Raw genomic sequence first — 13,731 nt, 5'->3', positions numbered from 1 at the left:
ATTATGTGTATAGGGTATCTACTTGTTTTAATTAGATTAAATACCTGTACTTAAAGTAAATTCTAGCTTGTTATTTTGACCGCTTTCAGGGTTCTGTGACGGGCTTGCCTGCGATGGTTTCGAGGGGGCGTCAGTGAATGCGTGGCGCCTGCATCGTTGGCAAGCCAACGTCCCACAGGGGCAATTCAGGGCGTCGAACGCGGGCTGTGCGTCATGAGGTTGTCTTCATCCAGGCTTTCCTGAACCATCTGCAGAAAGGTTGCCACCAGTCGCCGTGAGCTCTGTTCGCGCAGGCACACCAGGGTTTCGGTCAAGCGTCGTTGGCAGTCGACAATCGGCAGGGCACAAACCCGCGCATCGGCGCCGAACTCGGCCGCCGACACCACCCCGACGCCAATGCCCACCACCACAGCCTCCCGCGCTGCTTCGCGGCCTTCGACCTGAATCGCCGGGCGAATGCGCAGGCCTGCGCGTTGCATTTCTTCTTCCAGGGTTTGCCGGGTCACCGAGCCCGGTTCGCGCAGCACGATGGGCGTGTCATCGAGGTCCTGGAGGCTGATCGAGGCACGGCTTGCCCACGGGTGCTGGTGGGAGACGAAGGCGACCATCGGGTCGTCGCGCAAGGGCACGCAGAGCAGCCGTTGATCGTCGACATCGCGCCCCAGCAGGGCCAGGTCGGCCTGGTAGTTGAACAGGCGCAACAGCGACTCGTCGGTGTTGCCCGTCTCGATCTTCACGCTGATGCCGGGGTAACGCTGGCAGAACCGGGCGATCTGCGGCAGTACGTGTACCGGGGCGTCTACCGCCAGTACCAGGGTGCCGGTTTGCAGCGCGCGTGAATCCTGCAGCAGTTCGTGCGCTTCGTCCTCGCAGGCAAACAGGCGCTGGGTGATGCCCAGCAGGCGCTCACCCAGATCGGTCAGTTGCACCGAGCGTTTGTTGCGGTGGAACAGCAGGACGCCGAAACGCTCCTCCAGTTTGCGCACCTGATCGGAGATCGCCGGCTGGGTGAGGAACAATCGTTCGGCGGCACGGGTGAAGCTGCCGTGCAGCGCAACCGCGTGGAAAGCCTTGAGTTGAGCGTGTGAAACGGACATGGCGGCACCTGTTACAAGCTGAGCTTATATTTGAAATACGATAAATCGATTTTCTTTATCAGTCAGTAATTGTTTCCATCGCTCTCAGCCCGCTGGCAACATTCGTTCGAGTGTGTCCCGGGCCATGGGCTCTGGACGACAGCGCAAACAACAACCGCGTATCCCCGGGATCCATCTGACCAGGTGATGGCCTTGCTTGGCCGTCACGCAGTGCGCAACACAAGAACAAGACAGGCGTTTTTTCCCAATTCTGCCGGCACACTCAGATTCCGAGGTCAGATTCACCATGAATAAACACATCGCAAGCATCAAACGTTGGCGCATGCAGATCTTCGCCATCACCTGGTTGGCCTATGCGGCGTTCTATTTCACCCGCAAGGCTTTCTCGGTGGCCAAACTGGGCATTGGCGAAGACCCCAGCTTCACCCTCGACAAAATGGCCATGGCCAACCTCGATGCGATCTACCTGACGGCCTATGCCGTCGGCCAGTTCACCTGGGGCATGCTCGCCGACCGCTTTGGTCCCAGGGTGGTGGTATTGGGCGGCCTGGTGATTTCGGCCGCCGCGGCGGTGGTCATGGGGAGTTATGCGACGTTCCCGATTTTCGCCACCTGCATGCTGATTCAGGGCTTGGCGCAATCCACCGGCTGGGCAGGGCTGTGCAAGAACATTGGCAGCTTCTTCCCGGCGGTTCAGCGCGGCCGTGTACTGGGGCTGTGGAGCTCTTGCTACGCCTTCGGCGGCCTGGTCGCCTCGCCGTTTGCCGGCTGGTGGGCGTACACGCTGATTGGCAGCTGGCACGCTGCGTTTTTCTCCAGTGCTGCGGTGGTCGCTGTGGTGGCAGTGCTGTTCTTCTTCCTGCAGCGCAACAAGCCCGAGGACGTTGGCTTGCCGGCGGTTGAGCCGGAGCCGGAAAGCATGGTGCCTGGTACCACCCTGTGCAGCGTCTGGGCACCTCTACGCGAGATTCTGCGCAACCGCACGGTGCTCACCCTGGGCCTGGCCTATTTCATGTTGAAGCCGGCGCGCTACGCGATTCTGCTCTGGGGGCCGGTCATCGTCTTCGAGCAAATGCCGTCGCTGGGAAAGGTTGGCGCGGCCATCGTGCCCACTGCGTTTGAACTGGCCGGCTTGCTCGGGCCGATCATGATTGGTCTGGCCTCGGACAAACTGTTTGGCGCCCGGCGTATGCCCGCCTGTGTACTCAGCCTGCTGGTGTTGACCGTGACGCTGGGGTTGTTCATGGGGGCGATGCACACCGGCAGCGTGATGTTGGTCGTGGCCTTGTTGTTTGTCATGGGCCTGACCCTATATGGGCCGGATTCGATGATCAGCGGCGCCGCCGCAATTGACTTCGGTACCGCCAAAGCGGGCGCCACTGCTGCTGGTTTCGTCAATGGCTGTGGCTCGGTGGGGGCCATTCTTGGCGGCCTGCTGCCGGGCTACTTCGACACGGTCACGGTGTTCATTGTGTTTGCTGGCTGCGCCTTGTTCTCGGCGCTGGTACTGGTACCGCATTGGAACAGCCGCCCGGCCAGCCTGGCCGATACGGCAGCCGTCGCACCGAACACATCAATGGCAATCAAGCCAATGCGCACCTGAGTCGACAAGGAGACACACAATGAGGCCGTTCTGGTTACAGCAGGCATTGGACCAGGAAGAGGCGGCGCCTTGTGCGCCGCTGGCCGGTGACAGCCGTTGCGATGTATGCATCGTCGGCGGCGGCTACACCGGTTTGTGGACCGCGCTGATGCTCAAGGAGCAACAGCCGACGCTGGATATCCTGCTGATTGAGGCGGATACCTGCGGCGCAGGTGCCAGCGGGCGCAATGGTGGCTGTGCCTTGTCCTGGTCGGCCAAGTATTTCACGCTGGAGCGGCTGTTTGGGGTTCAGGAGGCGGTGCGCCTGGTCCGGGAGTCGGAACAGAGTATTCGGGCTATCGGCGACTACTGTACTGCCCATGGTATCGACGCCGACTACCGATTGGATGGCACCCTGTACACCGCCACCAACTCCGCTCAAGTGGGGGCGACAGACCGTGTGATCGCCGCGCTGGAGCGCCAGGGCGTGAACTCGTTCCAGCGTTTGCCATTGGCGCAGGTGCAGCGCCTGGCAGGTTCGCACAAGCACCTGGAGGGGTGGTTCTCGCCGGCGGCAGCAACGGTTCAGCCCGGTAAACTGGTACGTGGTTTGCGCCGGGTCGCGCTGCAGCGGGGCATTCGTATCCACGAACAGACTGCGATGACCGGCCTGCAGCAGGGGCGACAATCACAGGTACAGACCGCCCACGGTACGGTACACGCCGACCGTGTGGTGCTGGCCTTGAATGCCTGGATGGCACGGGCGTTCCCACAGTTCGAACGCAGCGTAGCGATTGTCTCCAGTGACATGATCATCACTGAGCCCTACCCACAGTTACTCGAACAGATGGGCTTGAGCACAGGTATCAGTGTGCTGGATTCGCGGATTTTCGTGCATTACTACCACAACACCCCGGATGGCCGGCTGATGCTTGGCAAAGGCGGTAATACCTTTGCTTATGGCGGAAAAATGCTGCCGGTGTTCGATCAGCCGTCGCCCTACGAGCCGTTGTTGCGGCGAAGCCTTGGCGAGTTTTTCCCGGCATTGGCCGACGCACGGATCGCGGCGACCTGGAATGGCCCTTCTGACCGCTCGGTCACCGGCTTGCCGTTTTTTGGCCGGTTGCAGGGCGAGGGCCAGGTGTTCTATGGCTTTGGCTACTCCGGGAGTGGGGTGGGGCCTTGCCATATGGGCGGGCAGATTCTGTCCTCATTGGTTTTGGGGCTCGACAACCCCTGGACGCGCTCGCCGCTGGTCAATGGCCCGTTGGGCTATTTTCCACCTGAACCGATCCGTTACCTGGGGTCGTTGATGGTGCGCAATGCGATCCGGCGCAAGGAGCAGGCCGAAGACCATGGGCGCCGACCCCGCCGCCTGGATGTGCACCTGGCCAGGTTTGCTGCAGCGGCTGGCAAGGCCGACAAGGGTTGAGGCGATTTTTTGTCGATTGCGGCAAAGAGGGCGTATAAACTGCACCCACTTTGCCGGTCGCTACCTGAACCGGCGCTTGAAGCACAGAAAGAGAGTCGACATGGGCGCACAGTGGAAAGCCAAACATAAAGAAGCAGCAGCCAATGCCAAGGGCAAGATCTTCGGCAAGCTGGCCAAGGAAATCCAGATCGCCGCACGCGGTGGTGCCGACCCTGACATGAACTCCCGCCTGCGTCTGGTGGTCGAGCAGGCCAAGAAGGCCTCGATGCCTCGCGAAACCCTGGAGCGCGCGATCAAGAAAGGTGCTGGCCTGTCGGGTGACGTCGTGCAGTACACCCTGGTCAAGTACGAAGGTTTTGCTCCGCATCAGGTGCCACTGATCGTCGAGTGCCTGACCGACAACGTCAACCGCACCGTTGCTGAAATCCGCGTACTGTTCCGCAAGGGTCAGTTGGGTGCCGAGGGTTCGGTGTCCTGGGACTTCAACCACGTTGGCCTGATCGAAGCCAGCCCGGACAGCGCCGACGCCGACCCGGAAGTGGCCGCCATCGAAGCCGGCGCCCAGGATTTCGAGCCTGCCGAAGAGGGCGCGACCCTGTTCATCACCGAAACCACCGATCTGGATGCAGTGCAGAAGGCGCTGCCTGAGCACGGTTTCAGCGTCATTTCGGCGAAGATCGGTTATGTACCGAAAAACCCTGTCACCCTCGGCGACGATGATAAGCTCGCTGAAGTTGAAGCCTTCCTTGAGGCCATCGACAACCACGACGACGTCCAAAACGTCTACGTCGGTCTGGCAAGCTAATACCTTCCCGTCACACTGCCGGGCAGCCTCGTTGCCTGCCCGGTGGTCGAGACGCCAGCATGGCGTTAACATCGGTCCTGTAATTGTTCCCATAACAACAATCAGGACGTTTATGAACAACACCCATGTACTTTCCATCCAGCAGTTGGCCTCGCCTGAGGGTTCCTGCTACGGCTGCGGCTGCTCCCATCCTACCGGTCTGCACGTTGAAAGCCATTGGGCCGAAGACGGCGTGCATGTGCTGTGCAAGCACACCCCGGCAAGTGAATTCCATGGTTGGCCGGGGCTGGTCTACGGCGGTCTGCTGGCGATGCTGGTCGATTGTCATTCCAACTGGACGGCAATGGCCTATCACTACCGTGCCGAGGGCCGTGAACCGGGCAGCCTGCCACGTATCGACTGCGTGACCGGGCAACTGAGCCTGACCTACCTCAAGCCGACCCCCATGGGTGTCGAGTTGGTGCTCAAGGCCCGCGTTGAAGGCGAAGTAGGGCGCAAGAGCCGGGTGATCTGCGAAATCTGGGCTGGTGATGTCCTGACCGTGACCGCCGACTCGGTGTTTGTTCGTGTAGACACCGAACGCCTGCGCCAACAGGCTCACACCCCCGCTTAAGGTTGTACGTCTTTGGAATGGCAGCCCTGTTGGCCGTGCAACGGGGGTGTCGCTCCGGCCCGCCTGTGTTGATGACTTGACCCGTTGAAAAGAGGTGTATACGCTCGCGTCACTCAGAAGCCTACCGACCGTTAGGTTTTGTCTGGGGCGAATTGGAAATCGAGCACATGCATACCGTAACGAAAACGCCATCACCGCCTGTTCGGTTTGCGGTGGCGCTGGCGCTGATCGGCGCCCTGGGCCCTTCGGCAGTCGACATGTACCTGGCTAGCATGCCGGCGATTGCTGCCGAATTCCGAACGTCATACGCCGCCGTGCAGTTGACCTTGACGGTGTTCCTGCTGGCCATGGGCGCCGGGCAACTGTTGTTTGGCCCACTGATCGATATGCTGGGTCGACGTCGGCCATTGTTGGCAGGGCTGCTGGTGTTCATCCTCAGTTCGGTATGGGCGGCCCGCGCAGATTCCCTCGACGCGTTGGTTGTGGCGCGCTTTGTTCAGGGCTTGGGCAGTGCCCTGACACTGGTCGTGATCATGAGCATGGTGCGCGATGTCGCCGAAGGCGCCCGGGCGGCGCAACTCTTTGCCTTGCTGATGACCATTGAAGGCCTGGCGCCGGTTGTTGCGCCGGCCTTGGGGGGCGTTGTTGGTGCGCACTATGGCTGGCGAATGGTCATGCTGGTGTTGGCCACGCTGGGTGCCGTCGTGCTGCTGAACGCCAGCCTGGTGCTCAAGGAAACCTTGCCTGCAGACCAACGTATGGCCTTTCGACCCAGGGCATGTCTGCGCACTTATGCAGGGATTGCCAGTGACCGTCAGTTCCTGCGCCCGGCGTTGGCGCTGGTGGCGGTGTTTTTCTTCCTGTTCGCCTACATTGGCGGCGCCGCGTATGTCTATCAGCACCACTATGGGCTGTCGGTCGAGGCGTTTGGCAGTCTATTTGGTGCCACCGGCATTGCGATTTTGCTGGGGGCGATCACGGCGGGGCGGCTGGTGGCACGCAAAGGGCTTGGGCGGTTGGCGTTGGTCGGCGCCGGCTGCATGCTGCTCGGGTCGCTACTGGTACTGATTGGCGCCGTTACCGCCAGCGGGCTGGTTGGGATCGTCGCAGGCATGGCCCTGGCCATGTTTGGGCTGGGCGTTGCCGAGGCCACGCTGATGTCGATGGCCATGGCTTCACAAACCCGTGCACTAGGCTCTACGGCGGCGTTGCTGGGGGCGTTTCAGTTGATCATTTCGTCGTTCGCCACGCCGTTGTCAGGCATCATGGCGCCTTTGGGCGCATCGCATTGGGCGTTGCTGCTGGCGCTGTCGGCTGCGTTGGTAGCGGTGCTGGTACGCGCCAGTGTGCGCTGTGCGCCAGGCGAGCGGCCGCACCTGGCCGGGCACTGATGCCCGGGTAACTGTTTTCTGGAGAACGCTGCATGAGAACCCTGTCGCCTTCGGCAGAAAAGATATGTGTGATTGCCGTCGAGCATTTTGCCAACAGCGGCTATGACGCCTGTTCGCTCAATGACATTGCGGTGGCGGCGGGTATGCGCAAGCCATCGTTGTATGCGCATTTCAGCAGCAAGGACGACCTGTTCCAGGCCGTCTTCGAGCGTGCGGTGGAAGCAGAGCGGTTGTATGTCGAGGACTGTTTTGCTCATCCGCATGGCGATGTTCCCGGTGGGCTGTACTGCCAGCGTCTGGGTGAGCGCTATCTAGGGTCGGCGCATTTACGTTTCTTGCTGCGCACGGCGTTTTTTCCGCCGACGGAGCTGCGGGCCTGGATCTCCGCGGGGTTCGAAGGTTATCTGGCGCGGCTGGCGGCGTTGTTCGTTGCACGCATGAAGGCCTATCGGCCGACGTTCGAGGATGAGCAGGCCGTACTCTACCGGGATGCCTACATGGGAATTGTCGACAGTTTGGCGGTGGAGCTGATCTACGCCGGGCCTGAGGCCTATGCCCGACGGCTGGCCGCATTGTGGAAGGTGTTCGAGGATTCATTGGCGCGTAGCGGCGCCGAAAAATAAGACCTTAGTACCATGGCGGCTTCATTGAAGCGGTCCATACTCATCGTTCGCCCTTAAATAACAACAAGCTCAGGGTTCGACATCGATGACTTACCAGCACTGCTATGATCGCTCCATTGCTGACCCCGCTGCGTTTTGGGCCGAGCAAGCCAATGACTTGGCCTGGTACCGAAAACCGACACAGACGCTGACCGAAAACGCCGATGGTACGCACCAGTGGTTCAGCGATGGCCGCTTGAACAGCTGCTACCTGGCCCTTGATTATCAAATCGAGCAAGGCCGTGGCGAGCAAGTCGCGCTGATCTATGACTCCCCGGTAACCCACACCCAGCAAACCTTTACCTACCTGCAAATGCGCGACGAAGTCGCACGCCTGGCCGGCTTGCTGCGCCAGTTGGGTGTGGAAAAGGGTGACGGTGTCATCATCTACATGCCCATGGTGCCCCAGGCCGCCATGGCCATGCTCGCCTGTGCCCGCATTGGCGCGGTGCATTCGGTAGTGTTTGGTGGCTTTGCCGCCAATGAGTTGGCCCTGCGTATCGATGATGCCCGGCCAAAACTGCTGCTGACTGCCTCCTGCGGGTTGGAGTTCGACCGGGTCATTGCCTACAAACCCTTGGTCGACCGGGCCCTGCAACTGGCACAACATCAGCCCAGGCAGGTATTGGTGCTTCAGCGCCCGCAAGCCCGTGCCGAGATGATCGAGGGACGCGATCTGGATTGGCAGGCCGCCGTCGCCAGTGCTGAACCGGTCGCGCCGGTCGAGCTGGGCGCTGCCGACCCGCTCTACATCATGTACACCTCGGGCACCACCGGAAAACCCAAAGGTATCGTGCGCGAAAACGGCGGCAATGCCGTGGCGCTGAAGTTCGCCATGCAGCACATCTATGGCATGCAGCCGGGTGATGTCTGGTGGGGAATCTCCGATGTGGGCTGGGTGGTCGGGCACTCGTTGATCGTTTACGGGCCGCTGATGAATGGCTGCACCAGTGTGTTCTATGAGGGCAAGCCGATTCGTACACCAGACGCCGGTGCTTACTGGCGTGTGGTAGAGCAGTACAAGGTTAACGGGATGTTCTGCGCGCCGACAGCGATGCGGGCGGTGCGCAAGGAGGACCCGGAAGGCCTGTTGCTGCGTAAATATGACCTGAGCTCGTTGCGTCAGTTGTTCCTGGCCGGCGAGAAACTTGACTCCAGCACCCACCAATGGCTTGAGGCAACCAGTGGCAAGGCGGTCCACGATCACTGGTGGCAGACCGAAACCGGCTGGCCGGTGACAGCGCCCTGTGTCGGTCTTGATGGCAGTGGCGTGCGAGCGGGATCGAGCAACCGTGCGGTACCGGGGTACCACGTTCAGGTACTGGATGACGACGGGCATTTGCTGGGGCCGAATCAGCAAGGTGCCATCGTCATTGCCTTGCCGTTGCCGCCCGGCTGCAGCCAGACCTTGTGGGGCGACCATGCACGTTACGTGCAGTCGTACCTGCAGACGTATCCGGGTTACTACCATACCGGAGACGGCGGTTACCTGGATGATGACGGCTTTGTCTACATCATGGGGCGCACCGATGATGTGATCAACGTATCAGGCCATCGCCTGTCGACCGGTGAAATGGAAGACCTGGTGGCCGCGCATCCGGCCGTGGCCGAATGTGCGGTGATCGGTGTCTACGACGAGATCAAGGGCCAGGTGCCACTGGCACTGGTAGTGCTCAAGGACGCGACGCCAATCAGTGAGCAGCAGTTGCAGAGCGAGCTGGTTGCCCGCGTTCGCGAGCAGATCGGCGCACTGGCCTGCTTCAATCAGGTTCGTGTGGTCAAGCGCCTGCCCAAGACGCGTTCAGGGAAAATTCTCCGGGCCGTGTTGCGCAAGATCGCCGATCAACAGCCCTATACGCCGCCATCGACGCTCGATGACCCCGCCGTGCTGGATGAGATCGAGGCAGTGCTCGCCAGCCTTGCTCGGGCAGGCTAAGGCGCTGACGGAACATGGCCTGTGCTCCAGGCCATGTTGGAGTTTGCGCAGGAGCGGAATAGATAGTGCACTTAGGTGTCCAGCGCCTTCTTTCTAGGCATATGCCTCGATAAAGCAATTGCGTATCTCGGCTTCCTGGCTGATAGCCAGTCATATAGGGTCTTATCCAGCTCTTCATCGCGTCGATAGGGTGCTGTCAGTTCATAAATCTGCAACTGGATGGGTATTGATTTAGTGTGACTTTACTTTCGTGAAAACCAGCGTCTCGGCTCATATTGGGTGGGAATACAGCATGTGTGGAGAAAAATACTTACAAATGCAATCCATCCAACGACATCATTGCCTTGAATGAAAGGTTTTAATGTGGGGAAAACGACATCGTACCCGTACTTTACGGTGCTCATGTGAAAAGATCCAAAGAAAATGGCTAGGGACAATAGTATAAAAAACCATTTCCACCTGAAGTTTTCGCCAGAAAAAAATCTCGATAAAAAATATAAAGAAAAAAGTGTTATCAAGGACAGTGCGAGATATATAACTGAAACGATAATAGTGCTTGTCATTGTTTTTTGTGCTCCAGGTACATTGATCTACCTGTAACGCTATCGCTTACCGCTTCAAATGTAAGAGCTGTGCTGTAGGGCATTTCTGAAAATCTATAAAAATATTTCGACCCCAAGAGCCGACTTCGGGGCCGTGAAAAATATGTCCTGATAAGGTTGTGGGTAGGTCGAGAAACCAGGGGGTCTGACCCTGATTGCACTTTCTGTTCCGTTGTCCCAAACCCCACGTACCGCGAGGCTTCACCCTTGCGCAATCTGCTGCAACTGCCCGAGGCGGCTGCGGGTGCGGGCCAGGTCGTTGGCTGTCCCTTGCAGGGCGGCGTCCAATGGTTGTTCGCCAATCAGCACCAGGTACTTGTCCTGGTCGTAGAGCACGTCAATCAAGTTGATGAAACGCTGCTGAGCGGCGATCGAACAGTCCGCCAGGTTTGGCAGGCCATCGATGACCCAATGCTCGAATCGCTGCGCCAATTGCAAGTAGTCGATGACGGCGGTGGGTTGCTCGCAGAGGGCCGCGAAGTCGAACGCAACACGCTCGCCGTCAACTAGCCAGGCCTGTACATCACGTTTTCCCACTGCAAGGGCGGTGGGCTGCGCCGGTGGCAGGTCGAGGGCTGCGCGTTGCTCGGCGTTGCCTGGCCACAGGTAGCAACCCTGGGTAAAACGCTGGTGGCTGCCGCTGCCCGGCAGGCCCCGGTAGTCCTCGCCGCCCACTTCGACGACGTGCATGTGCTGTTTGATCAGGCGGATGACCGGCTCGAAACGCTGGTGGTAGAGCGGGTTTGGCAGCAGCCCTTCGGGCGGGTAGTTGGAGGTGACCAGCAGCAGGATACGTCGCTCGAACAACGCCTTGAACAGTTGGGTGATGAGCATGGCATCACCGATGTCATGGACATGGAACTCATCGAAGCACAGGACTTTGCAGTCCTCGAGCAACTCGTCAAGGGTGCAGGCCAGCGCATTGTCGGCATGCCGATGACGGAACATGCCGTCATGCAGCCGGGCGAAGAAGTCGTGAAAGTGCAGGCGGCGTTTCTGCTCCAGGGTGATTGCCCGGAAGAATCCCTCCAGCAACCAGCTTTTGCCGCGCCCGACACCGCCATAGAGGTACAGGCTGCGTGCCTGGCCCCGCGCCAGTTGTTCGACCTGCCCGGCCATGAAGCCGATCACCTGTTGCTGGCTGTGGCTCAGGGTATAGCCCTGTTCGTGGGCTTTGTGCTGGAACCACAGACGCAACTGCTGAGCGGGACCATCGTTGAGGGTAGAACCGCGTTGCATACGCTGGCGCAAGCTGCGCAAGGGGGAGCGAATCCAGGATGAAGAGGGCGGCTTTGCAGTCAACGTGGGTTCCTTGGCGTAAGGGGAACGAACAGCCCACCTTGAGCGAGCGCGGCTAATTTACCCAATAGCGACGCAGGCGACCAGCGATCTTGAGCCCCTGCGGTGTTACGGTGCCTTGTGGCCGTCAGTGTGCGGCGCGACGAGCGCACAAGGCCTCCAGACTGTCGCGCAGAGCCGCGCCATCGTCGTCCAGCGCCGGGCGAGCGTAGAGTGCCAGTGTCAACCCGTCGATAGGCGCGAAGCCTTCATTGACACCCAGTACGCGATGGCTGGGTTCAACACTGCGTGCCGGGATCAGGCTAACCCCCAAGCCTGCATTCACTGCCGCGCTGATGCTGGCCAGGCTGGTGCTGGAGTAACTGATACGCCAAGGGCGCCCGGCCGCTTCCAGCGCATGGATCATTTCCTGGCGATACAGCGCACCTACCGGGAACACCACTAAGGGCACGGGGTCGGTTATCGGGTGTTTGGCACTGCTGACCCAGGCCAACGGTTCCGGCCAGTACGCATGACGGTCACTGTCAGCGCCCCATTGCTTGACCAGCAGCAGGTCCAGTTCGCCATTACGATACAGGTGCAGCAGCGGCAGGCTGAGGCCGCACTCGACCTCCAGGCGCATGCGTGGGCGCTCGGCCAGCAGATGGCTCAATGGCGTGGTCAGAATCTCGCCGGCGAAGTCATCCGGTACCCCAAGACGCAACGCCACCTCCGGTTGCTGGGGGCTCAGGGCGTGGCGCGCTTCCTCTTCCAGGCGCAGGATGCGCCGGGCATAGCCCAGCAGCCGTTCGCCTGCTTCGGTCGGCCAGACCTGCCGCTGGCTGCGGTCCAGCAAACGGCAGCCCAGGCGTTGCTCCAACCGGATGATCTGTTGGCTGATGGTTGATTGGGTGAGGTGCAGGCGCTCGCCAGCGCGGGTGAAACTGCCGGCTTCGACGACTGTGACGAAGCTGCGCAACAGTAAAGGGTCAAGCATTCGAAATCCCACTGGCATGCATGAAATCAATTAATTTCATACTACCCCGGCGTCTCAGGATAATCACCGGCATCTGTTGAATCCCATGAAAAGGCGCAAGCATGAACAGCGAAATGAACGCGCACCTGAGTCGAACCGGCGCGCTCGGCTGGCTGTTGGTGGTGGCGGTGGCGATTAACCTGCGGCCGATCCTGACCAGCATCGGCCCGTTGCTGGAGGAGATTCGCAACAGCACCGGCCTGGGTTACCAGCAGGCGGCACTGCTCACCGCGTTGCCGGTGTTGTGCATGGGCCTGGTACCGTTGCTGCAACCCTGGCTACGCCGCTGGCTGAGCGAGCACCACGGGATGCTTGCCGGGCTTGCAGCCATTGCCCTGGCGTGTACCTGGCGCCTGTTTCTGCACAGTGGTACGGCGCTGATTGCCAGTGCCGCGTTGGCTGGCCTGGGTGTGGCTTTTATTCAGGCCTTGATGCCAGGCCTGGTCAATCGTTGGTTCCCCTCACGCCTGGCGTTGGCCATGGGCGTGTATTCGGCAGCGTTGATGAGCGGTGGTGGAATCGCCGCCGTGCTCGGCCCGCGGATCGCGGAAACGGCCGGGCACTGGCAGGCGGGTCTTGGGGTGTGGCTGCTACCGGCGCTGCTGGCCCTGGTCTTGTGGTGCGTGGCGCGCCCCAGCGCGGAGCAGGCGCGTAGTGGGGCAGAGGCCAGGCGACACTTTTTCGGCAGCCGCCGTGCGTGGTTGCTGGCGGGCTACTTTGGCCTGATCAACGGTGGTTACACCAGCATGGTTGCCTGGTTGCCGGCCTACTATCGGCAGATCGGTGGCAGCGCCCAGGGCGGCGGCGAGTTGATTGGCTTGATGACCATTTTCCAGGTGTTGGGTGCGTTGGGCCTGCCGTTGCTGTTGCGGCGTTTGGCTGATCGGCGCCCGGGGCTGTTGGTGGCCTTGTTGTCGCAGTTGCTGGGCTTTATCGGCCTGCTGATGCAGCCTTCATTATGGTCGGGGCTGTGGGTGGCGCTAATTGGTTTCGGCCTGGGCGCCTGCTTCAGCCTGAGCCTCACGCTCACCCTTGAACACTTGCGCGGCAAGCCTGCCGAGGCAGGGGCACTGGCGGCGTTTGTTCAAGGTATCGGTTTTATCATCACCGGCATCATTCCCTACCTGACAGGCTGGCTGCGGGATATCAGCGGCGATTTCCAGGCCTCGTGGCTGTTGCTGACCTTGACCGTGGTACTGATGCTCGTGGTGACCTTGCGTTTTTCTCCAGGCGGTTATGCCGGCGCCATGAGCGAGGAGGGTGAGCGTCAGGTGAGCCCTGTGGCCAGATGATGGGT

At 60.5% G+C, this 13,731-nt stretch carries 11 protein-coding genes; 8 read left to right on the top strand and 3 right to left on the bottom strand.

From position 1 onward, the window contains the following. Positions 1 to 185: 185 nt before the first annotated feature. Complete coding sequence (locus UIA24_RS08475) at positions 186 to 1,097, bottom strand: LysR family transcriptional regulator (protein ID WP_330522642.1); 912 nt, start codon at positions 1,095 to 1,097, stop codon at positions 186 to 188. Positions 1,098 to 1,383: 286 nt separating this feature from the next. Between UIA24_RS08475 and UIA24_RS08470 the strand changes: the two genes are divergently transcribed. From UIA24_RS08470 to UIA24_RS08440, 7 genes are all read left to right on the top strand, one after another. Beyond that, the gene (locus UIA24_RS08470; RefSeq protein WP_102052278.1) at positions 1,384 to 2,700 is read left to right on the top strand and encodes an MFS transporter; all 1,317 of its coding nucleotides are present in this window, start codon (positions 1,384 to 1,386) and stop codon (positions 2,698 to 2,700) included. A 19-nt stretch (positions 2,701 to 2,719) separates the two neighbouring features. Beyond that, complete coding sequence (locus UIA24_RS08465; RefSeq protein WP_102052279.1) at positions 2,720 to 4,111, top strand: FAD-dependent oxidoreductase; 1,392 nt, start codon at positions 2,720 to 2,722, stop codon at positions 4,109 to 4,111. A 100-nt stretch (positions 4,112 to 4,211) separates the two neighbouring features. Continuing rightward, positions 4,212 to 4,916: a YebC/PmpR family DNA-binding transcriptional regulator gene (locus UIA24_RS08460; RefSeq protein ID WP_330522641.1), complete on the top strand. Its 705-nt coding sequence runs from the start codon at positions 4,212 to 4,214 to the stop codon at positions 4,914 to 4,916. Positions 4,917 to 5,028: 112 nt separating this feature from the next. Then, on the top strand, positions 5,029 to 5,529 hold the full coding sequence (locus UIA24_RS08455; RefSeq protein WP_065758377.1) for a PaaI family thioesterase: 501 nt from the start codon (positions 5,029 to 5,031) through the stop codon (positions 5,527 to 5,529). 167 nt (positions 5,530 to 5,696) lie between these two features. Then, positions 5,697 to 6,920 carry a multidrug effflux MFS transporter gene (locus UIA24_RS08450; protein ID WP_330522640.1) on the top strand — a complete coding sequence of 408 codons (1,224 nt, stop codon included), beginning with the start codon at positions 5,697 to 5,699 and terminating at the stop codon, positions 6,918 to 6,920. Positions 6,921 to 6,952: 32 nt separating this feature from the next. Beyond that, positions 6,953 to 7,543 (top strand): TetR/AcrR family transcriptional regulator, encoded by a 591-nt coding sequence (locus UIA24_RS08445; RefSeq protein WP_065758379.1) that lies wholly within the window; start codon positions 6,953 to 6,955, stop codon positions 7,541 to 7,543. A gap of 85 nt (positions 7,544 to 7,628) precedes the next feature. Continuing rightward, on the top strand, positions 7,629 to 9,518 hold the full coding sequence (locus UIA24_RS08440; RefSeq protein WP_102052282.1) for a propionyl-CoA synthetase: 1,890 nt from the start codon (positions 7,629 to 7,631) through the stop codon (positions 9,516 to 9,518). An 803-nt stretch (positions 9,519 to 10,321) separates the two neighbouring features. Here the strand turns inward: UIA24_RS08440 and zapE are convergent. Together zapE and UIA24_RS08430 are read right to left on the bottom strand one after the other, a co-directional pair. Then, the gene (zapE, locus tag UIA24_RS08435; protein WP_330522639.1) at positions 10,322 to 11,422 is read right to left on the bottom strand and encodes a cell division protein ZapE; all 1,101 of its coding nucleotides are present in this window, start codon (positions 11,420 to 11,422) and stop codon (positions 10,322 to 10,324) included. A gap of 124 nt (positions 11,423 to 11,546) precedes the next feature. Continuing rightward, positions 11,547 to 12,395: a LysR substrate-binding domain-containing protein gene (locus tag UIA24_RS08430; protein WP_330522638.1), complete on the bottom strand. Its 849-nt coding sequence runs from the start codon at positions 12,393 to 12,395 to the stop codon at positions 11,547 to 11,549. A gap of 101 nt (positions 12,396 to 12,496) precedes the next feature. On the opposite strand from UIA24_RS08430, the gene UIA24_RS08425 reads away from it, so the two are divergent. Further along, the gene (locus tag UIA24_RS08425; RefSeq protein ID WP_330522637.1) at positions 12,497 to 13,726 is read left to right on the top strand and encodes a cyanate transporter; all 1,230 of its coding nucleotides are present in this window, start codon (positions 12,497 to 12,499) and stop codon (positions 13,724 to 13,726) included. The last annotated feature ends 5 nt before the right edge of the window (positions 13,727 to 13,731 follow it).

This window comes from Pseudomonas sp. AL 58, from assembly GCF_036348395.1.
GTDB lineage: Bacteria > Pseudomonadota > Gammaproteobacteria > Pseudomonadales > Pseudomonadaceae > Aquipseudomonas > Aquipseudomonas defluvii.
Note: the sequence above shows the minus strand (reverse complement) of the source record. Positions and strands in the feature narration are given on the sequence as shown.